Origin of the sequence: Clostridium sp. CM74B_53, assembly GCF_036318045.1 — a bacterium.
In the GTDB taxonomy this organism is placed as follows: Bacteria; Bacillota; Clostridia; order Lachnospirales; family Lachnospiraceae; genus Pilosibacter.
In genome coordinates, this window is the sequence record NZ_JAWQDE010000001.1 from 171,936 (window position 1) to 191,630 (window position 19,695).

Here is a 19,695-nt window from a genome sequence, read left to right on the forward strand (position 1 = left end):
TTGTCCCTCTTGATTCCGGAGTCTGCCGTAATCACCGCCTCCGTCATCCTTACAATAACAGTCCGGGGCTTTCTTCCCCTGACCGCTATGATCGATTTAGTTGTTTTCCTCGTCCTCCGCTAAAGCAGCACGGATCATAATCGCACACTCGATACGTTTTTTCTGCATTTCGCAGCCGATATCGTAGGCATCCGTAATGCTGCCGTGGAAGTTGAAGGAATTTGCCGCGCATCCGCCGCTGCAGTAGAATCTCGCAAAGCAGTTTTTGCATTTTTCTTTCGCGTATACGTTGCAGAGCTTGAATTCATCGCGCACCTTCGTGTTGACCACGCCGGTATCCACGTTTCCAAGCAGGAACTCTTCATTTCCAACGAACTGGTGGCACGGATATAAGTCTCCCCACGGAGTTACCGCAAGATACTCGGTTCCTGAACCGCAGCCGGACAGACGTTTCGCAACACACGGTCCCTGACTTAAATCAAGCATGAAGTGGAAGAATTTGAATCCTCTTCCCTCTTTCTGACGCTTTACAAACTCTTTTGCGAGTCTGTCATACTCATCCATGATCTGCGGAAGATCTTCCTCACGGATGGAGTACGGCTCTTCCGGAGCTGCAACTACCGGCTCCATAGAAAGCTTCTCAAAGCCGAGATCCGCATAGTGGAGGACATCGTTTCCGAAATCCAGGTTGTTTCTTGTGAAGGTTCCGCGGACGAAATAATCCTTCTCGCCGCGTGATTTCGCGAATTTCTGGAATTTCGGAACAATAAGTTCGTAGCTTCCCTTACCATTTCTGAACGGACGCATCCGGTCATTGACCTCCGGACGTCCGTCAAGGCTTAAGACCACGTTGCTCATTTCTTTATTGCAGAACTCCATGATCTCATCGTTTAAGAGTACGCCGTTTGTTGTCAGCGTGAAACGGAATTTCTTATTGTGCTCCTTCTCCTGGGAACGTCCGTATTCCACAAGCTGTTTTACCACGTTCCAGTTCATAAGCGGCTCGCCGCCGAAGAAATCAACCTCAAGGTTGATGCGGTTTCCGGAGTTTGCGATCAGGAAATCCAGTGCCTTCTTTCCGACCTCAAAGCTCATGAGGGCGCGGCGTCCATGGTACTCGCCTTCCTCTGCGAAGCAGTACTTGCAGGCAAGGTTGCAGTCATGGGCAATATGAAGGCAGAGTGCCTTCACGACCGTCTGACGTTTCTTGAAATCGATCACATAATCTTTGTAAATATCCGCAGCGAACAGCTCCTCCGCGTCGATGAGCTCCTGAATATCGGAAAGCGCGTCCTCAATATCTTCTGCAGAGTACTTACAGACCAATGCTTCTCTCACTGCTTTTTTCTGGTCATCCGTGAGAGGCATCGGTTTTTCCATATCCGGGACGATCTTCGCGAGAACCTCCACGGCATCGTAGAGCAGCGCATCCACGGAATGAACCGATCCACTGTTTACGTCCAAAACAATATGGTATCCATTATTTATATACTGATGTATCAAAGCTAACTTTCTCCTACTGTCTTAATTTTCAGGTGACTGTTCCGTCTCTTCCCGGTTACAGTCACGATCTGGTGGTCTCCTGACTTCTTTCTTACCTGCCCTTTACGGTCTGTCAGTGGCGGCTTTCCCGGCATCGCTGTCCGGGAAACCCGTCACCGGCAGATTCTTTGATCAGACAAGAAATAGCCCCTACAATCATACGACCGTAGGGGTCTCTTTAAAAACTTCCGTTTATTCGAAGCCCCGCATTAGCGGTTGCTGTTTTCACAGCTCTGGTTTCCTACTGTGCAGGATGTCTTGCATGCAGACTGGCAGGATGTCTGGCATTCGCCGCAGCCGCCCTTCTTCATGCTGTTCTTTAAAGTGTTGGAACTTAAAGTTTTTACATGCTTCATGGTATCATTTCCTCCTGTTCTCTTATCGTGGGCATAATACCCCGAATTTAAATGAAATTATACCATACGATTTTCTATTATGCAACGGATTTTATTGCCGTGATGCAGGAAAATCCGGTACGGATATCCATTTTTTATCCGCATAACATGCCGCAGGCAGCTTCCTGATCGTGTCAGGCAACCACAAAGGAAAAATATCCGGGTGCTTTTTTCAGCCAAATCGGCTCATCAGTTACAAGATCAGCCGCGCGATGCATATGCATGGCCTTTCCTCACATATCCTGTATAAAGTAAACGCCCACACCATGATGTCCTCTCAGAATCTTTCTGTTCCCGATTTTATGAGTTCCGGAAAGACTCCCGGAGTACATCCTTCAAGAAAGGAGCTTTCTCATGCAGACAAACCCGGTATGGCGCATGGTACGCGCCCTGATCGTAACTTATATCCTCTCCGGCATTCTTCTGGTGGTGCTTTCCTTCGCCCTCTTTAAGTTCCGTCTCCCGGAAAACCAGGTAAACGTCGCCGTCTGCGCCGTCTACGTCCTCTCCTGCTTTTTCGGCGGCATGATCGCCGGAAAAACAATGAGGACCAGGCGTTTTTTCTGGGGCCTGGTCCTCGGAACTCTCTATTTTCTGTTTTTATATCTCATGTCCCTCGCCCAGAAGGACGGTGTCACGGAAGACACCAAAAGACTTCTCTCTGTCCTCGCCATGTGCACATTGAGCGGAATGGCGGGCGGGATGGTGAGCTAACGGTCTCCCACCTTCGTGAGGAGATAAACAACGAGCGCCAGGATCCCCATCACAACGAAGATTCCAAGCATTCCCTTCCACATGATCCCTAAAGCAAGCATTGTATTTACATTCATAGTCCAGACCTCCTACATAAAGAATCCAAGGACGATTCCGCCGGCAACTGCAGATGCGACCTGACCGGATACGTTCGCTCCGATAGCATGCATCAGAAGATGGTTTGTTTTGTCCTCCGCAATTCCCATCTTCTCAATGACACGGGCAGACATCGGGAATGCGGAGATTCCTGCTGCTCCGACCATCGGGTTCACTTTGTTCTTGCTGAACAGATTTAAGAATTTCGCAAACACGACGCCGCCGATGGAGTCAAAAATAAAAGCGAAAAGTCCAAGTCCCATGATCATCAGTGTCTGTAAGCTTACGAACTGATCCGCTTTCATGGAGAAAGAGATCGTGATTCCGAGAACAAGTGTGATCAGGTTCGCGAGTGTCGTCTGCGCTGTTTCGGAAAGGCTGTTTAAGCAGCCGCATTCACGGATCAGATTTCCGAACATCAGGAATCCTACAAGAGCAACAGACGCCGGAGCGACAAGTCCTGCGACAAATGTTACAATGATCGGAAAAGCGATTCTTGTGAACCGGCTTACTTTTCCCGGCTCATACGGCATGCGGATCATGCGTTCTTTCTTTGTCGTAACCGCTTTGATCGCCATCGGCTGGATGATCGGCACAAGTGCCATATAGGAATATGCCGCCACCGCGATCGCTCCGATGTAGTTTGACTTTAACACCTGAGATACCAAGATCGAAGTCGGACCATCTGCCGCTCCGATGATTCCGATAGAGGCAGCGTCCTTGATGTCAAATCCGAGAAGCGATGCCATAAAGATCGTAAAAAAGATGCCGAACTGGGACGCTGCACCAAAGAGAAACATCTTCGGGTTCGAAAGCAGCGGTCCAAAGTCTATCATGGCTCCGATACCGATAAAGAGCAGCAGTGGAAAAGCTTCCGATGCCTCAATGCCGGATTCAAAGAGCCACTGGATGATTCCATGAGTCTCACCGGCGCCCTCCATAAACTGGTTTAATACACCGCTGGCCGGGAGATTCACAAGGATCGCACCGAAGCCCATCGGCAGAAGAAGGGCCGGCTCATAATTTTTCTCAATTGCCAGGTAGATCAGTAAAAGCCCTACCACATACATGACGACCTGCTGCCAGGTGATCGATAGTAATCCACTCCATAAAAAGTCCATAAAAACTCCTCCTTGAAAATAGTATGCGCAGGTTTTTCTCTTTCCCTGCCAATGGATTCCATGAAATTTTACAGACCGTCTTTTTTTGCCGCCATATCGGATCGTTCTCGGATCCTCAGAGCAACAAAAAAAGACTTTCTGCAGAAATTTCTCTCTGCAAAAAGTCTCGTTACCATTTTACCGGTATGCACCACCAGACGTTTCCGCCGCGATTGTTGACAGTGCATTTCAACTACTCCCCTTTTGGATAGTTTCATATTAATTGGTTTGAAAAAAATTGTCAAGACTGAAAGCTGTACATTTTTCGCTAATTTTGTCGCGGTTCAGTAACTTCACCGTTCGGGTTTGCTCTCCTGCTCACTTTCTTCGCTCTTCTGCGGCGCATCCAGAATATACAGATGCACCTTGTCAATCCGGTTTCTCTCCACCGTATCCACCACAAACCGGAGATTTCCGCTTGTGACTTCCTCCCCCGCCTGCGGAAGATGGTCTAAGAGGCCGATAATATAGCCGCCGACAGAGTCGTAATCTTCTGACTTGAGATCCAGACCAAGCTGGTCGTCGAGATCATCGAGTTTCATAGCGCCCTCGATCACATATTCCTTCGGATTGATCTTCCTGATGCTGTCTTCCTCATCCGCATCGTACTCGTCGCGGATCTCTCCGACGATCTCCTCAAGCATATCCTCCAATGTGATAAGCCCGGCCGTCGCGCCATACTCATCAAGAACGATGGCAACGCTGTTCATGGTCTTACGGAGTTCCACCATAAGCTCCGTCGTCTTTTTAAACTCGTAGGTGTAATACGGCTCACGCAGGTAATCCCGCAGCTTAAATTCCTTGTCTTTCGGGATCAGGAACAGGTCCTTGATATTCACGATGCCAATGACATTGTCCGTCGTCTCCTCATAGACCGGATATCTCGTATACTTCTCCTGTCGGAAAATATCCATGATCTCCTGATAGCTGGCATTCACATCGAGGAATGTCATATCGATACGCGGAACCATAATATCCTTCGCGACAGAATCCCCAAAATCGAACACGTTGTAGATCATCTTCTTCTCGTCTGACTCGATCACACCCTCTTCGTGGCTGACCTCCACGATCGTGCGGAGCTCATCCTCTGTGATCGCGTCCTGTTTCTTGTTCGGATCCACATGGATCATCTTTAAAACGCCCTTGGAGAGGCCATCAACGACCACGATCAGCGGTGTCAGGACCTGCATGATCAGGTAGATCGGTTTCGCGAACTTGAGTGACAGGGTCTCGGAATAGATCGTCGCGGAAGTCTTCGGTGTGATCTCACCAAAGATCAGGACTAACAGCGTCAAAACGCCGGTTCCGATACCGACATATTTATTTCCAAGCACGTCTGTGACCAGCACAGTCATCAGAGAAGACGCTGAAATATTGACAATATTGTTTCCTATTAAGATTGCGCTGAGCATTTTGGGCTGATTGCTTAAGATCTTCTCCAGCACAACGGCATGGCTGAGTCCCGCCTCCGCGAGATTCCGCACACGGATCTTATTTACCGTCATCATTGCCGTCTCCGCCGATGAGAAAAACGCGGATAACGCCAGAAGTCCAATTACGATCAGTCCCTGCAGGGCTTGCCCTGAATCCAAAAAAATCAACTCCTAAATCTTTATAAATTTGACGCCGCTCGGTTTCTTCCGGGGCTTCGTCCATGATTTGTCTCCCCGCACGCTCCGCTCTGTGTCTGGACCGGTCGAAGATTTACGAATGATTGTACAATACTCTATATGCCGTGTCAATGGTTTCGGGGCGTTTCCGCGGTGTTTTTTTAATGGCAGTTACAGTACACGGGCACTCCATGCCCGCGCACTGTAACTGGATTTTGCCGATGCTTCGCATTCCGAATCGGCAAAATCCGCGGTCATAACGGTATCATACGGAATTTTCAGTTCAGAAAATTCCTACCCATGAAAAGTAACTAATGGCACCGTTCCCTCAGGCCTGTGATCTGCTGCGGTCAGCGCGACAGAGCTTAATCGTCCTCATTCTTTTCGATCAGACGCATCCCCGCCGTCTCCGTCACCGGCAGAGAGAAGACGATCGCCCCCGCCTTGCTTCCGATCCCGGTTTCCTTCATGATGCTCTGCATGATGCCGTTTTTATCCTTTGTCTTCGTGACCATAAAGATCATCTCTTTCTCCTGAGCAAGGGAAACGCCTAAAAACTTTTCCGCCTTCTCCATTCCCGTTCCCTTCGCATGGATCACGGTTCCGCCGGTAGCGTTGGCCTTTCGCGCCGCGTCCATGATCACATCCGTATAGCCCTGATTTGCGATCACTACAAGAAGCTCGTAGTCTGTTCCTTTCAAGCTGCTTTCCTCCTCTTTCTCAAATCCACGGTCCTCGGTCAAAAAGCGAAGCTGCCGCTTTCCGCCGATGCTGCTCAGGGGAGTCACAAAGGCGATCCCCGTTCCCGGAATATCGATCTTGATCTCCTGTTCCAGTCCCTTTTTTACCTTTTTCCATTCCGACGCCGTCACTACTGCAAACTGGACGGCCTTTTCCGATGCCTCAAGTCCGAAGGCGTCCAGCACCTCCGATGCCGCGGTTCCCCGGCCTAACGTCAGGAATGTGACGGAAATCCCATATTCCTTATAGAAGGCAAGGAATCTCCGGCTCTGGTTCCGGTCGCTGATCGTCGCCATCAAGTATAATTCGCTCATAAAACCTCCTACAATTCAATAATCGCGTCATCATCCAGCAGCTCAAACGCCGCGTATGCCCCGGACTGTCCATGAGCTGCGGACATTCCTTCCTGCACTCCGCGCTTCGCTCTTATTCTCGAAGCCAGCCCCATGACCTGGATCGTGATAAGCGGTGTCATGGCAACCATCGCGACCACACCGAAGGCATCTGTGACAATGTTTCCTCCAAGAGCGGAGCAGGCTCCCTGTGCCATCGGAAGCAGAAACGCTGCCGTCATCGGTCCCGATGCCACGCCGCCGGAGTCGAAGGCGATTGCTGTATAGATCTTCGGCACAAAAAACGAGATTCCCAACGCGATCGCGTATCCCGGAATGAGAAACCACAGGATCGAGATCCCTGTAAGTACCCGCACCATCGCAAGTCCGAGAGAAACCGCAACACCCAGGGAAAGTCCCATTCCCATGGCCTTCGAGGAGATCGCTCCGTCCGTGATCTCCTCAACCTGTTTATTGAGAACGTACACGGCCGGCTCTGCCTTTACGATGAAGTATCCCATGATCATTGCGATGGGAACAAGGAACAGCGGGTGGGCAGACTTCGCAAGCACCTGTCCGAGATAATTTCCCGCCGGCATGAAGCCCACGTTCACTCCCGTAAGAAAAAGCACCAGCCCCGCATATGTATAGACGAGACCGATCGCGATCTTCTTTAATTTTCTTATTGTTAATTTTAACATGAAAATCTGGAAAATCATGAAAAATAAGATAATAGGCAGTAAGGAGACCGCGATCTCCTTCATGTAGGCTGGAAGTTCCCTCGCAAAGAGCAGGAACAGTTCTTTTGAATCACCGATCTCCGGGATCACCGGCGGTGTGTAGGCGCTGCTGTCCGCCTTGAAGATCATGCTTAAGATCATGACTGCGAGGATCGGTCCGATGGAGCAGAGCGCTACGAGACCGAAGCTGTCGTCCGCCGCGTGGCGGTCGCTTCGCGTTGCAGAGATTCCGACACCGAGAGCCATGATAAACGGCACGGTCATCGGTCCCGTCGTAACGCCGCCGGAGTCAAAGGCCACGCTTAAAAAAGCCTTCGGCACGAACATCGCCAGTACAAACACCACGCCGTAAAAGACAAGCAGCAGCGGCGGAAGTGCCACGGAGAACAGCATTCGCAGCAATGCCACAACAAGAAATGCGCCGACTCCGCATGCTACGGACAAGATCAGCGTCATGTTCGGCACAGCCGGAACCTGATTCGCCAGAACCTGAAGATCCGGCTCCGAGATCGTAATGATGAAGCCTAAGAGAAAGGACAGCCCGATCACCACCGGAAGCTTCCTGCTCTTCGTCAGGCACGTTCCCACTCGCTCGCCCATCGGTGACATGGCAAGCTCTGCGCCAAGTGTAAAAAGCATCATTCCCGCAAGCAAAAGGACTGCTCCCAAAAGGAAACAGAGCAGGATGCTGGAGGAGATGGGCGCGATCACAAAGCAGAGCACCAGCACGATCGCGATGATCGGCAGTACCGCCTGCAGCGCCTCATTCCACTTCTCCCGCAGTTTTTTTGTCATTCCCAATATTCCACTCTCCTGTCTTTTTGAGGCGGACATTCCCATTCTCTCAAAATCCGCCCTGTTACTTGGTTTCTTTCCACATTCGTGTTCTCTCCGCCAGGTATTTCACGAACAGGGGATGCCGTTACAGGCTATGCGGGCTTTCAGCGCCACGATCCTGTAACCGGCGAATTATGTTTAGTATAACATGGGAATTGTGAGAAAAGTATGTTTTGAGAGGTTAAGATTCCGCTAAAAAAAGGCGGACTTGTTCAGATAATTTACTATAAAAAGGGGATCAGGCGGTTAAACAGCCCGGAACTTTCCCTGCCCGCCTGCTCACAGGGAACATCAATAAACGTAAACCGACAATGCTATAAAAAATACCTGCAGGATCGTCATGATCAAAAACAGCGGTGTAATAAATTTATACCATCGCTCAAGAGGGATTCCCATCAGACCGCATTCCAGTGAACAGTTCGTTGGCCAGAACATGTCCGAAAAGCCATCACCAAAACAATATGCCAATACCGCTGTCTGGCGGCTTACGCCTACAATGTCAGCTACAGGTGCCATAATCGGCATAGTGATCGTAGCCTGACTGGAGGAACCATTAATGAAAATATTAATGATGCTCTGCAAAAACAACATTCCAATAGAAGAAATAACGGGATTCCCGATATCTAAAAGAGAAGAAAGATAGTAAACAATTGTATCAGAAATAAGTGCTTCTTTCATGACAATAAGAATACCCCGGGTAAATCCGATCACAAGGATCGAGGATACTACACTCTTAGTTGACTCAATAAAAGTAAGACAGATCTCATTCAGACTGCTTCCTCCCACGACTCCCGCCACTACCATCATTGCTAAAAATAATGAAGATATCTCATCGATATACCATCCAAGCATGCTCGTTCCGTAAAGCAGGATCCCTATCGTAGCAAAAAACAAAATCGTACACAATTTGCGGCGAAATGTAAAGTTCACCTCTTTATCATACTGCTTTTTGTCCGATTGTTCCGCTTCATCACAGCCATATAAAACGGAAAGTTCAGGATTCTGCTTTACTTTTCTGGCATAGCGCATCACATACCAAATAGATACCATTTCAAATACTGCAAAAATCACGGCGCGATAGGCAACGCCGGAATTCAGCGGTACATCAGCGATGGTCTGGGCAATTCCTACTGAAAACGGGTTTGTCATAGCTGCCGCAAATCCGGTAGCTACGCCAATATAAACGACGGCACCTCCTACAAGATTGTCATAGCCTAATGCCAGCATTATGCTTGCAAACAACGGCACAAGACCATAGGTTTCTTCAAATATACCCAATGTTGATCCAAGCAGGCCGAACAACAGCATTCCTACAGGTATCAATAATTCGGTACGTTTCCCCATCAATTTGAGCAGCGCAGACACCGCAGCATCCAGTGTACCGTTGTCTTTCAGCACATAAACAAAACCATATGCAAAAACAATAAGAAACAAGATATCCGCAGCACTTACATAGCCACGAGACACCGAAAGAAAAATATCAAAGAAGCCTGGGCGGTTTCCTTCAACAAAATGGAAACTCTCAGGTAATACGATCGTTTTTCCATTTGCTGAATCAATTACCCGATCATATTCTCCTCCAGGAATGATATACGTCAATCCTACTACGACCAGTAAAATGATCGTTAAAATTACATATGTATGAGGCAATTTCCACCCGATAAATGACTTTTTACACTTTTCAGTCAAGTTTCTTTGCTTTTTTAACATTCCTGTTTTCCTTCAATAAAAACATGTTCTGCTTTCGCATGAATATCAAATGGATGGTGACTCCAGATAACGAGATCCGCATCTTTTCCGCTGACAAGCGCACCTTTTCGATCATCGATACCCAAAATCTCTGCAGGATATGATGTTACTGCGCGCAATGCTTCTGCATCATCCATGCCAAAGCGAACAGCCATAGCGGCATAAATAGGTAAATAATACAGCGGTGTTACATCATGGTCGGCAGTGATGCAGACTTTAACACCTGCCCTATTGAGGACACCGGCAGTCTCAAAGCTCTTATTCCAAACCTCCTGCTTGCTGCATGGGTTCATGCTGGGACCGACAATCGCAGGAAAACCGCTGGCTGCTATATATTCAGCAATCTCAATCCCATCTGTGCAATGGACTATAACGATCCTGATATCGTACTCCTTGGCAATACGGATCGCCGTACAGATATCATCCGAACGGTGAGCGTGAATATGCAGCGGGATTTCTTTTCTCAGAACCATAGCCATATTTTCCATGCCGGGATCACACCGAAAATGATCATCATTCTTTTCCGCTTCTTCCTTCTCAAAAAGATATTCCTTCGTATCTTCCAGACATTTACGTAAGTGATAAGCAGTACCCATACGTGAAGCGAATCCATGCTTAGCTGCCTTCGGGTTTTCCCCAAGGCTGCCTTTCACAGCAGCCTTGCGGGTCACGATCATCTCATCTGCAATCTTACCCGTTAACCGGATAACCGAAGCAACACCTCCGATAACGCCATCACTGCCCGGACAAACACAGGCACAGGTTACCCCTGCCCGGACAGATCGTTCCACCGCTCTGTCAAAAGGATACAGACCGTCCAGCACTTCTAACTGAGGGGTAATAGCATCCGAGTAATCGCAGCAATCATCGCCTACTTCCCCCATACCTTCTTCGCTGATACAAATATGACTGTGAGCATCAATGAAACCCGGCGTTATATATTTTCCCGCCGCATCTATCACTTCTTCATTTTCTTTTGGAGAAATATCGAAATCCACTTCCGTTATTTTCGTATTTTCTATACGAATATCCAATTTTTCAAAGTCATTTGTACAAGTAGTAAACAAATATCCGTTTTTAATAAGCATCAATGTTACCTCTAAATATAATATTTTTTCCGATATATGGGAGTTAATAACCAATCATTACAGCAGCCGTCATAAATACAAACTCCATAATAAACAGGATGCCAAACAACGGAGTAATAAATTTGTACCATTTGTTAATAGGCACTCCCATCAGACCACAGCAAAGAGCGCAGGAAGTCGGCCAGAATATATCTGCAAAGCTGTGTCCTAACTGATATGCCAATACGGCAATTGAACGGCTCATACCAACCAGCTCGGCTGTTGGTGCCAAAATCGGCATTGTGATCGTTGCCGCGCTTGTTGAACCATTGATAAAGAGTTTTACAATGTTCTCAATTATGATCATTCCGTAGGCAGAGAGGTATGTACCTGTATTTTTAAGCAGACTCACCAGTCCGTATACGATCGTATCTGTGATCATACCCTCTTTCATTAAAATCAGGATTCCTCTGGTGAATCCGACAATTAGCATAGAAGAAACCATGCTCTTAGTAGACTCAATAAAGGTCTTACAGATATCAGTTGCGGAATAACCGCTGATAATACCTGCAACCACCATTGCCATTAAGAAAAATGCTGATATTTCATCTACATACCAGCCCAGATTCAAAATAGCATAGAATAAAAATATAATGACTCCAAAGAAAAGTACTAAACATAACCCCTGACGGATATTCATGGATGCTGTCTGTAATTCATCTAAGGATTTTGCCTTGACTGCATCCAGCTCAGTGCCATAAACCACAGACTTTGTCGGATTTTTTTTGACTTTGCGGGCATAGTACATCACATAAGCAATGGCAATGATCTCTGTGACAACAAAAATAAGCCAGCGGAATCCCATTCCTGAGTAAAGTTCAACACCTGCAATATCCTGTGCAATAGCGATGGTATAAGGATTCGTGGTGCCTGCGGCATATCCGATAGATACGCCTAAAAAGATAACTGCGCCGCCTACGACAGCATCATAACCCAGGGCAACAAAGATTCCTACGAAAACCGGAAACAGTCCATAGACTTCCTCATAAATACCCATGGTAGATGCCATTAAACCAAGAATTAGCATTGTGATCGGAATCAATAGCTGGACACGATTGCCAATCTTCCGTACTAAAGTTCCCAGCGCAGCATCCATCGTTCCATTTTTGGTTAAAACATAAACAAAACCATACGCAAAAATAATGAGGAACATAATATCAGCAGCGTCCACATAACCAGCTTCCAGAGCCTGAAACAGACCAAACAGCCCTGGCGCCTCAGCATCTACATACGCGTAAGAGTCAGGCACAACGACCATCTTTCCTGTAACCGCATCCTCTACACGCTCATAAGATCCAGCAGGAATGATGTGTGTAAGAATCAGCACGATGAACATAATAGTGACAAGTATCACATATGTATGCGGCATCTTAAAGTTTTTGATCCTTTCCTTCAAAGTTCTCATAAGTACCTCCTTAGTTTATAATCTTTGAAGCAACACTGCATGTTTTCTGAATGCTTATCCATCACCTTGCAGCACCACACTATAATACACATTCAGTCCCTTCAGCATTGCCTTTTCTTATATTTAAATCCTTAAAGTTACTTGAATGTCAAGTGTGAAATTGTTATAATAATAACAGTTGCTTTTTGATCATTATCCACATTCACCGGAGTTCTAAAAATGGGCAAAAAAAATCTTACCATCGGAGAAATATCCGAAATATTGAACATTACTCCCTCAACTCTTCGTTTTTGGGAAAAGGAGAACCTCTTTCATGTCAGTAAAAAGAGCAATCACTACCGAACCTATACCAATACGGATTTAATCGACATAGCTGATATTCTGTATTATCGGAATCTTGGAGTACCGGTTAAAGACATCCGTGCATTTTCTTCTCTGGAATTATCTGAATATGATCAGTTCCTGGAAAATCAGGAACGGGAACTCAACAAAAAGATTGAAGAATATCAACAGATGCTGCTAAGATCGCAAAGTCTGAAAAGGAACTATTATCGGTTGCTGAGACTGCTTGTCAATCCCTTTATCCTTGAGACTCCGGACTTTCATCACGTCATCTCGTGGGATTTCCGTGAAAAAGAACGGATCCGGCAATACGTATCCGATCCTTCATACTACGTCTGGTGTAAGGATACCAACTCAGAAAGTTCTGGACGTAAAGGACTCATTGTATCTGAAAACAGTTCTTATTCCCGCTCGGATCTTATATGGGAAAAAAGGCCCGGCAGTCGCTACATCAGCTTTCCCGTCAAAGCCATGATTGAAAATGATTATTCCGGACTTGAAGCGCCAAAGATCGTAGGTGAAGTACAGCGCCATACCACTACCGGTTATTTAATTACTCGTCATCTCTTAAACTGCAAGATCGATGGCGAAAATGTCGAATATCTGCAGGCTTATCTTGAAATCACTGGATCGTGGGATGATTCATTTACAAAAAGATTAATGTTAGATTAATGTTTTGGTGAATATATCTTTTTTAGACAAATGAAATTATGCATGATTTTTCACAAAAAACACTCTTTAGATTTGTAAAATAACTCCCTTTTCGGAATTGTGTACCCATGGGAAATGAGTTTATAAATATACAATGCAAACAGCAGACATCTATTTTACAATCAAATATATAAAAACTAGTATTTATAGGGGGGTAAATCAGCATGAAATGTCCATATCGTGGTGAAGAAATGATGAGAGGATACCTGATGAGCTAACGAGACATTACTTTTACAATTGATAATCAGACAAAAGTTTTTCATACAAAAAAATCGGACGATTTGGAATTGAGTAAAAGTTCAGGAGGAATCCCTCATTGTGAAGCTTATCGTTGTAGTAGTTGTAAAAAGATTTTGATTGATTATGCAAATAGATAACTTCCAATCTTTCGGTGAGATTGAAACTCAGCGACAACTCGGAAGTTGTCGAACTGACACATTAGAAAGGGTTATATATGAGTGAATTGATTAAGGCTGATAATGAATATAAAGAGTGGATTACCGGAATATCTACTGATTTTAGAAAAAGCCAAATCAGAGCTTCTATGAAGATAAATGATGAGATGCTAAGGTTTTATTGGAAGCTTGGTAAGGGTATTTCATCTATGAGTGAACAGTTCGGATATGGAATGGGATTCTATAAAACGGTGAGTGATGATTTGAAATCCATTTTGCCAGATGTGAAATCATTTTCTCCAACTAATTTGAAATATATGAGATACTTTTATGAGATGTATTCTGATGCAGTATTTTGTCCTCAGGTTGAGGACGAATTGATTGCAGATGCAAATCGTCCCCAAGTTGGGGATGATTTACAAATCATTTTTAGAATTCCATGGGGACATAACAAAATAATACTTGATAAATGCAGAGGAAATTCTGCAAAGGCATTGCTATGTAGTTGTAGAAATAAAGACAGGAAAATTTGATTCTTCCTATGCAGGTCAATTGGGAACTTATGTTGTAGCTGTTAATCATCAGATGAAAACAGAAGCTGATAATCCTACTTTGGGACTTCTGATTTGTAAAGATATGGATAAAGTAGAAGCCCAGTATGCATTAGAATCAACTAGCCAGCCACTTGGTATTTCTAGTTATGAATTATCAAAACTTATACCAGAAGAGTTCAGAGGTAGTATGCCTACCATTGAAGAGATTGAGGCTGAATTAAATGAATAACTTCCAGGTTGTCGAGCTGATAAAATCCCTTTAGGAACTAAAGGGCGCACTTCTATACTCTCCTTCCTGGAGTATTGTGCGTCCTGCGGAGCTTCATTCTCTGTCAGCAGAAAAAGGCTGCATGACCGAAAATGTTTCGTCACTTCGTTCCGTCAAGGGAGCTACACTCCCTTGCGACGCTTGTGCGTCTATCCCTTGAGGACTTGCCGTCCGCCGCCAGCAAGTTTGATATTAACAAATCGGGATTTTTATGAGAGGAGAATTCATATGTGGTATTGGTGGTTTATGTTGATATGTGATTTGTTAGTTCCCGTAACCATGCTTATTGCCGGGAGAATGATGTGGAAGCATTGCCCTAAAAGTATAAATGGTATAATTGGGTATAGGACAACCCGCTCTATGAAAAATATGGATACATGGAAGTTTGCACATGATTATTGTGGTCGACTTTGGTGGAAACTGGGTGTAATAATGCTTATTCCGTCCGCTTTAATACATATTCCATTCTACCAGAGTAATGAGAAAACGATTGGAATTATTGGAGGTATTCTTATAACAATTCAATGCATCGTTTTAATCATTTCAATTATCCCAACGGAGTCTGCGTTGAAACGAACATTCAATGATGACGGAACAAAAAGATAACTCGGAATTTGAAGGAGTGCACATGATGAAAAGAAACAAAATAACAGCATTATTATATTTTATAATGTCTTTGCTTTTCTACGTTAGTGGTATATTAAATTTTACTAGTGATGTCAGGATGGGTGTTATATATCTATGTCTAGGTTCAACCTCTTTGTGTTTTGGTGCTACATGGTTGAATAAAAATAAAAAAAATAATGATAACAAATAAATCGGTATTTGATATGCGGAGGTAATGATTATGAATAGAAATATAAAAGGTGGTTTTTTAACATTGAGTGGCGTTGTTGGTATTGTAGGAATGATAATAGTGGCGATGCAAAATCCGGTAACTGCATGGGTAACGCCACCTGGAAGAATGATTGCAAGTATTTTAGAAAATGGAGTATTGATTCCTACAGTTTTATTCCTTGTTCTTTTTATTTATGGATTGTATATTCTCCTAACGGAGAAAAAAGATTGAGCAATTCCAGTTTTCCGTGCCGAGACTAAATTTTAATTTGAAGGTGATAACGCTATGAAATGTCCAATTTGCAGTACTGAAATGGTGGCAGGCGATGTTGTCTGTAAGACCGCAGCTGGACCTACCTTATATCCTCGAAAGGCAGAAGAAACAGAGCTAAAGCATTTTGGTAAAATGTTTTTTGAAGTAAGGACTCAATAAAAGCACATGACCTTGACGGAGGCTGGTATTGTCCAAATTGCAAGAAGGTAATTGTGCTTTGGAAGCAAACGAGCAAAGGCAACTCCCAATTTATCGAACCCATACAAACGGGGAGTTGGAGGAGGTATCTATGATAAAGCGATTTGATAAAGTTGATGGCAGTTATGTTGAAAAATTATATGGGCAAGATAGATATGGCTATTCCAAGAGTGATACGATAGATTTCTATGATTTAGTCGAGTTAGCAAAGGAAGGAATTAGTAGAGGATCGGTTGTACTTATCTATGATTTCGAAAAAGGGAAGGTATACACTCCATTTGAAAAGCAGAATAATATTGTTTATGGAGATCCGGTATATGTAGAAAAATTCATATATTTTTTGCAGTGTGATTATAACAAGAAAAGAATTTCTTTATATCGCTATTTACCAGAGAAAATACTGGAAAAAGTTGCAGAATTAAACCTCGATGATTTGAATCCATATAATTTGCATATTGTAGGTAATCCACTATATATCATAAGTCAGGAAGATGGAGAAGGATTTCGATGTTATTATCCAACGGAAATTTTCTTCCCATTAAAGCACAATGAATCGGTGATTTTTATAGAGGATGGCAAGGTCTATATTGAAGCTTGGATAGAAGAAGGTTGGGATGACGAAAACAACTGTGCAACAGATGATTATAAATATTACGACAAAATCATAGTAAAAGATTTTGCAGGTAATAAAATTTCCGAAGAGGTAGGTTGTTTGAACAAAGGTCCTGATGGAAATTGGTGGATTTCATAAATACAAACAACTCGATTGGTCGGAAACTGGTGAATGATAATGGCGATAAATGTAGAGCAGACAAAAAAGTATTATAAGGATATTAAGCAAGAGGATTTGTGCGACTGTAATTACTGTAAGAATTATTATTTGCAAGTAAAAGATGCATATCCTAAGGTAGCAGAGTTTTTGGACAGCATAGGAATAGATATTGAAAAGCCATTTGAAACAAGCCCATTAGAGCCTGATGAGCATGGGATGCTGGAGTATTGTATATGCCAGTATATAGTAATTGGTTCCGCTCCAAGTGAATTATCAAAAGAAATAGAAAATGTGAAGATTGATATTTCAGAATCGCATCCGAGTACAGATCTGATTCAGGAACATTTTGTGATAGACATTTATCCAATCTGTTTAAAATGGATTCTGTAGTGCGGGCAAATTCCAGTTTGATGAAATAAAGAAATTATTGGAGAGGGAAAATATGGTTGGAAGAATTTATCACGTTGGATTAACCGTTTCTGATTTGGATCGCTCGATTGCTTTCTACAGAGATATTCTCGGGCTTGAATTTCAGGGCGAAATCTTTATGGAAGGCGAAGAGACAGATAAAATGTTCCGTAAGGAAAATTGTAAAGCAAGGGTTGCATATTTGAATGGTTCGAAGGTTCTTGAAGCACCACCGGTTGAATTGATTCAGTTTGTAGACAGCGAAATCCATAAAGAACGATCAGACTTGTTTACGACATCTATCTCAGAATTATGCTTTTACACGGATGACATTGATTCTGTCTACAAAACCTTTATCGAAAATCATGTGGAGTGCTTCTCTGAACCGCAGTATTTCGATTTCAGAGCAGATGGATTTGGGAAAAGCAGAGCGTTTTATTTCAGAGACCCGGATGGAATCATTCTTGAGATGATGCAACCGTTATAAAAGGAGACTAATCAGAATTTGTAGTATGATTTGTGAATCAAAGTGACAATGATGATAATTTCCAAAATAACTTGACATGATAAGAAGTCAGAGGTATTATTGAAACCGTTAAAGGGAATGAAGTTCTCCCTTGGGAAACCTAAACCGCTTTTTAAGCTGATGACTTCTGCGATTATCTGTTCGCAGAAAGGCATCAGCTTTTTTGCGTCCAAAGGAGGAGAATTTTATGTTAACATCACTGGCTTTCATTTTTCTTGTTGGTCTGTTCATGGCTGCAATTTGTCAACGGCTCAAGCTGCCCCGCATTATTGGTATGCTGATTACGGGTATTGTGCTGGGACCTTATGTCCTTGACCTGCTCGATCCCTCTATCCTGTCCATTTCCGCTGACCTACGGCAAATGGCTCTTATCATCATTCTGCTCAAAGCAGGGCTATCCCTCAATCTGGCTGATTTGAAAAGGGTAGGACGACCCGCCATTATGATGTCCTGTGTCCCGGCAAGCTGTGAAATATTAGCCTTCTTTCTGTTTGCGCCTGGCATTTTAGGCGTTACCAGAATAGAGGCCGCTGTCATGGGCGCTGTCCTCGGCGCAGTTTCTCCGGCAGTCGTTGTGCCACGCATGGTTCAGTTGATGGACGCAAAATATGGCACAGACAAAAGTATTCCCCAGCTCATTCTGGCAGGGGCGTCCTGCGACGATATTTTCGTTATTGTGCTGTTCTCTACCTTTCTCGGCATGGCACAGGGCGGTCATGCAAATTTGATGGATTTTATCAATATCCCGGTTTCCATCGTCCTCGGCATTGCCTTGGGCGCAATCACCGGGTATCTGCTCAGTTTGTTTTTTGAAACTGCCTACGCACATAACCACTGCGTCCGAAACAGCATAAAAGTAATCGTTGTTTTGGGCGTGTCGTTCCTGCTCATGGCGGTTGAAACATGGTTGGAGGAGAGTATATCTGTCTCCGGTCTGTTGGCCGTAGTAAGCATGGCTTGCGTTCTCAAAATCAAAAGTGTTACCTTTGTATCAAAACGATTGTCTGAAAAATTCGGAAAACTCTGGCTGGCGGCAGAAGTGCTCCTGTTTGTGCTGGTCGGTGCGGCGGTGGATATTCGTTATACACTGAACGCTGGCATTGCGGCGATATTGATGATCTTCCTCGCCCTTATTTTCCGTTCTGCGGGTGTTGCTCTTTGTTTAGTCGGCACACCTATGACATGGAAAGAGCGTCTTTTCTGTATGATTGCCTATCTACCCAAAGCCACTGTACAGGCAGCAATTGGTTCTGTGCCACTTGCAGCAGGTCTTGCATGTGGGAAAATCGTTTTATCAGTTGCCGTTATGGCAATTGTTACTACTGCTCCTGTGGGTGCTTTTGGAATGGATGTCTTGTATAAGAAATTATTAAATAGAGATTTAACAGATTGATATATCGAGTGTAAATCCAAGTTTGAAGAACCGTTAGGTAAGTTCAGATTCAATAAACCCATGTGTAAATATGCATATTGCTTAGAATTTTAAGTAAGGGGAACACTTTTCCGAAATAGGAGTAAAATAATACTTTTTATGAGCTATCTATTGCATCACATTCACTAAGAGCAGCGGATAGCATTCCACTGCTCGTAATAGCTTCTTCTTTTATTGGAATATTGTTTTAAAAACCGGCTGCATGGACGAGATCCATGTATTCTCTGCCGCATTATAATACTTTGTATCTGCATTTACCGCAAACGGAATTCCGGCATCCAGGCTCCAACCCATGTCGGAATCCCCGCCTGCTGCTGCCATGCAAGCGCCGTCTGGATCTTATCTGTAATCAGCTTTTTCTCAGCATCCGTTCCCGTAGTCCACAGCTTCTTTTCATTTGTCTTATCCGGTCCGGATGCGTAAAAGTGCCATTCTGCCATAAGATATCCATTGTGTGCACTTGGAATTTTCAGCTCTGACAAATTTCCTCC

At 44.4% G+C, this 19,695-nt stretch carries 23 protein-coding genes and 1 riboswitch; of the genes, 11 read left to right on the forward strand and 12 right to left on the reverse strand.

Annotated elements, in window-relative coordinates; translation table 11 throughout:
- Positions 1–96 precede the first annotated feature (96 nt).
- On the reverse strand, positions 97–1,503 hold the full coding sequence (scfB, locus tag V2546_RS00715) for a thioether cross-link-forming SCIFF peptide maturase (RefSeq protein ID WP_142412517.1): 1,407 nt from the start codon (positions 1,501–1,503) through the stop codon (positions 97–99).
- A 248-nt stretch (positions 1,504–1,751) separates the two neighbouring features.
- Positions 1,752–1,898, reverse strand: a complete 147-nt coding sequence (scfA, locus tag V2546_RS00720; protein WP_015553081.1) for a six-cysteine ranthipeptide SCIFF — start codon at positions 1,896–1,898, stop codon at positions 1,752–1,754.
- 393 nt (positions 1,899–2,291) lie between these two features.
- On the opposite strand from scfA, the gene V2546_RS00725 reads away from it, so the two are divergent.
- Entirely contained in the window at positions 2,292–2,651 is a 360-nt protein-coding gene (locus tag V2546_RS00725; protein ID WP_329751290.1) for a TIGR04086 family membrane protein, read from the forward strand.
- Here the strand turns inward: V2546_RS00725 and V2546_RS00730 are convergent.
- The 9 genes from V2546_RS00730 to V2546_RS00770 form a co-directional block, all read right to left on the reverse strand.
- Positions 2,648–2,767 (reverse strand): hypothetical protein, encoded by a 120-nt coding sequence (locus V2546_RS00730; protein ID WP_021904606.1) that lies wholly within the window; start codon positions 2,765–2,767, stop codon positions 2,648–2,650. The two genes, V2546_RS00725 and V2546_RS00730, sit on opposite strands and share 4 nt — an antisense overlap.
- A gap of 12 nt (positions 2,768–2,779) precedes the next feature.
- Positions 2,780–3,907: a sodium ion-translocating decarboxylase subunit beta gene (locus V2546_RS00735; RefSeq protein WP_329751291.1), complete on the reverse strand. Its 1,128-nt coding sequence runs from the start codon at positions 3,905–3,907 to the stop codon at positions 2,780–2,782.
- A 332-nt stretch (positions 3,908–4,239) separates the two neighbouring features.
- Entirely contained in the window at positions 4,240–5,454 is a 1,215-nt protein-coding gene (locus tag V2546_RS00740; RefSeq protein ID WP_486463539.1) for an HlyC/CorC family transporter, read from the reverse strand.
- Positions 5,438–5,602, reverse strand: coding sequence for a hypothetical protein (locus V2546_RS00745; RefSeq protein WP_252197386.1), 165 nt, complete (start codon positions 5,600–5,602; stop codon positions 5,438–5,440). Before V2546_RS00745 ends, V2546_RS00740 begins: the two co-directional genes overlap by 17 nt.
- A 319-nt stretch (positions 5,603–5,921) precedes the next feature.
- Positions 5,922–6,611, reverse strand: coding sequence for a P-II family nitrogen regulator (locus V2546_RS00750; protein WP_329751292.1), 690 nt, complete (start codon positions 6,609–6,611; stop codon positions 5,922–5,924).
- Between the two features lie 8 nt (positions 6,612–6,619).
- A complete protein-coding gene (locus V2546_RS00755) occupies positions 6,620–8,164 on the reverse strand; it encodes a DUF1538 domain-containing protein (protein WP_329751293.1) in 1,545 nt (514 codons plus the stop codon).
- A 333-nt stretch (positions 8,165–8,497) separates the two neighbouring features.
- Positions 8,498–9,916, reverse strand: a complete 1,419-nt coding sequence (locus tag V2546_RS00760) for a TIGR00366 family protein (protein WP_329751294.1) — start codon at positions 9,914–9,916, stop codon at positions 8,498–8,500.
- A complete protein-coding gene (locus V2546_RS00765) occupies positions 9,910–11,043 on the reverse strand; it encodes an amidohydrolase (protein WP_329751295.1) in 1,134 nt (377 codons plus the stop codon). Before V2546_RS00765 ends, V2546_RS00760 begins: the two co-directional genes overlap by 7 nt.
- Positions 11,044–11,086: 43 nt before the next feature.
- The gene (locus tag V2546_RS00770; protein ID WP_177969044.1) at positions 11,087–12,487 is read right to left on the reverse strand and encodes a YfcC family protein; all 1,401 of its coding nucleotides are present in this window, start codon (positions 12,485–12,487) and stop codon (positions 11,087–11,089) included.
- 219 nt (positions 12,488–12,706) lie between these two features.
- Between V2546_RS00770 and V2546_RS00775 the strand changes: the two genes are divergently transcribed.
- From V2546_RS00775 to V2546_RS00810, 10 genes are all read left to right on the forward strand, one after another.
- Positions 12,707–13,501 carry a MerR family transcriptional regulator gene (locus V2546_RS00775; protein ID WP_329751296.1) on the forward strand — a complete coding sequence of 265 codons (795 nt, stop codon included), beginning with the start codon at positions 12,707–12,709 and terminating at the stop codon, positions 13,499–13,501.
- A gap of 263 nt (positions 13,502–13,764) precedes the next feature.
- Positions 13,765–13,917 carry a PF20097 family protein gene (locus V2546_RS15635; protein ID WP_486463544.1) on the forward strand — a complete coding sequence of 51 codons (153 nt, stop codon included), beginning with the start codon at positions 13,765–13,767 and terminating at the stop codon, positions 13,915–13,917.
- A 77-nt stretch (positions 13,918–13,994) separates the two neighbouring features.
- Positions 13,995–14,468: a DUF1016 N-terminal domain-containing protein gene (locus tag V2546_RS00780; RefSeq protein ID WP_345941801.1), complete on the forward strand. Its 474-nt coding sequence runs from the start codon at positions 13,995–13,997 to the stop codon at positions 14,466–14,468.
- Positions 14,398–14,718 (forward strand): PDDEXK nuclease domain-containing protein, encoded by a 321-nt coding sequence (locus tag V2546_RS15640; protein ID WP_486463540.1) that lies wholly within the window; start codon positions 14,398–14,400, stop codon positions 14,716–14,718. Before V2546_RS00780 ends, V2546_RS15640 begins: the two co-directional genes overlap by 71 nt.
- Before the next feature lie 267 nt (positions 14,719–14,985).
- Positions 14,986–15,363, forward strand: coding sequence for an SdpI family protein (locus V2546_RS00785; protein ID WP_117515752.1), 378 nt, complete (start codon positions 14,986–14,988; stop codon positions 15,361–15,363).
- Between the two features lie 241 nt (positions 15,364–15,604).
- Positions 15,605–15,826 carry a peptidase M50 gene (locus V2546_RS00790; protein ID WP_329751297.1) on the forward strand — a complete coding sequence of 74 codons (222 nt, stop codon included), beginning with the start codon at positions 15,605–15,607 and terminating at the stop codon, positions 15,824–15,826.
- Between the two features lie 331 nt (positions 15,827–16,157).
- Positions 16,158–16,817, forward strand: coding sequence for a hypothetical protein (locus V2546_RS00795; protein WP_215704716.1), 660 nt, complete (start codon positions 16,158–16,160; stop codon positions 16,815–16,817).
- A gap of 33 nt (positions 16,818–16,850) precedes the next feature.
- Positions 16,851–17,228 (forward strand): hypothetical protein, encoded by a 378-nt coding sequence (locus tag V2546_RS00800; RefSeq protein ID WP_117503129.1) that lies wholly within the window; start codon positions 16,851–16,853, stop codon positions 17,226–17,228.
- Positions 17,229–17,280: 52 nt separating this feature from the next.
- Positions 17,281–17,733: a VOC family protein gene (locus tag V2546_RS00805; protein WP_215704715.1), complete on the forward strand. Its 453-nt coding sequence runs from the start codon at positions 17,281–17,283 to the stop codon at positions 17,731–17,733.
- 104 nt (positions 17,734–17,837) lie between these two features.
- Positions 17,838–17,909: riboswitch (Fluoride riboswitch) on the forward strand.
- Between the two features lie 50 nt (positions 17,910–17,959).
- A complete protein-coding gene (locus tag V2546_RS00810; protein WP_329751298.1) occupies positions 17,960–19,165 on the forward strand; it encodes a cation:proton antiporter in 1,206 nt (401 codons plus the stop codon).
- A gap of 293 nt (positions 19,166–19,458) precedes the next feature.
- Here the strand turns inward: V2546_RS00810 and V2546_RS00815 are convergent, their stop codons facing one another.
- Entirely contained in the window at positions 19,459–19,686 is a 228-nt protein-coding gene (locus tag V2546_RS00815) for a hypothetical protein (protein ID WP_329751299.1), read from the reverse strand.
- Between the last annotated feature and the right edge of the window lie 9 nt (positions 19,687–19,695).

Coding starts and splice junctions, on each gene's coding strand:
- scfA (WP_015553081.1), bottom strand. CDS start 1,898: ATGAAGCATGTAAAAACTTTAAGTTCCAACACTTTAAAGAACAGCATG.
- V2546_RS00725 (WP_329751290.1), top strand. CDS start 2,292: ATGCAGACAAACCCGGTATGGCGCATGGTACGCGCCCTGATCGTAACT.
- V2546_RS00730 (WP_021904606.1), bottom strand. CDS start 2,767: ATGAATGTAAATACAATGCTTGCTTTAGGGATCATGTGGAAGGGAATG.
- V2546_RS00735 (WP_329751291.1), bottom strand. CDS start 3,907: ATGGACTTTTTATGGAGTGGATTACTATCGATCACCTGGCAGCAGGTC.
- V2546_RS00740 (WP_486463539.1), bottom strand. CDS start 5,454: ATGATGACGGTAAATAAGATCCGTGTGCGGAATCTCGCGGAGGCGGGA.
- V2546_RS00745 (WP_252197386.1), bottom strand. CDS start 5,602: ATGGACGAAGCCCCGGAAGAAACCGAGCGGCGTCAAATTTATAAAGAT.
- V2546_RS00750 (WP_329751292.1), bottom strand. CDS start 6,611: ATGAGCGAATTATACTTGATGGCGACGATCAGCGACCGGAACCAGAGC.
- V2546_RS00755 (WP_329751293.1), bottom strand. CDS start 8,164: ATGACAAAAAAACTGCGGGAGAAGTGGAATGAGGCGCTGCAGGCGGTA.
- V2546_RS00760 (WP_329751294.1), bottom strand. CDS start 9,916: ATGTTAAAAAAGCAAAGAAACTTGACTGAAAAGTGTAAAAAGTCATTT.
- V2546_RS00765 (WP_329751295.1), bottom strand. CDS start 11,043: ATGCTTATTAAAAACGGATATTTGTTTACTACTTGTACAAATGACTTT.
- V2546_RS00770 (WP_177969044.1), bottom strand. CDS start 12,487: ATGAGAACTTTGAAGGAAAGGATCAAAAACTTTAAGATGCCGCATACA.
- V2546_RS00775 (WP_329751296.1), top strand. CDS start 12,707: ATGGGCAAAAAAAATCTTACCATCGGAGAAATATCCGAAATATTGAAC.
- V2546_RS00780 (WP_345941801.1), top strand. CDS start 13,995: ATGAGTGAATTGATTAAGGCTGATAATGAATATAAAGAGTGGATTACC.
- V2546_RS00785 (WP_117515752.1), top strand. CDS start 14,986: ATGTGGTATTGGTGGTTTATGTTGATATGTGATTTGTTAGTTCCCGTA.
- V2546_RS00790 (WP_329751297.1), top strand. CDS start 15,605: ATGAATAGAAATATAAAAGGTGGTTTTTTAACATTGAGTGGCGTTGTT.
- V2546_RS00795 (WP_215704716.1), top strand. CDS start 16,158: ATGATAAAGCGATTTGATAAAGTTGATGGCAGTTATGTTGAAAAATTA.
- V2546_RS00800 (WP_117503129.1), top strand. CDS start 16,851: ATGATAATGGCGATAAATGTAGAGCAGACAAAAAAGTATTATAAGGAT.
- V2546_RS00805 (WP_215704715.1), top strand. CDS start 17,281: ATGGTTGGAAGAATTTATCACGTTGGATTAACCGTTTCTGATTTGGAT.
- V2546_RS00810 (WP_329751298.1), top strand. CDS start 17,960: ATGTTAACATCACTGGCTTTCATTTTTCTTGTTGGTCTGTTCATGGCT.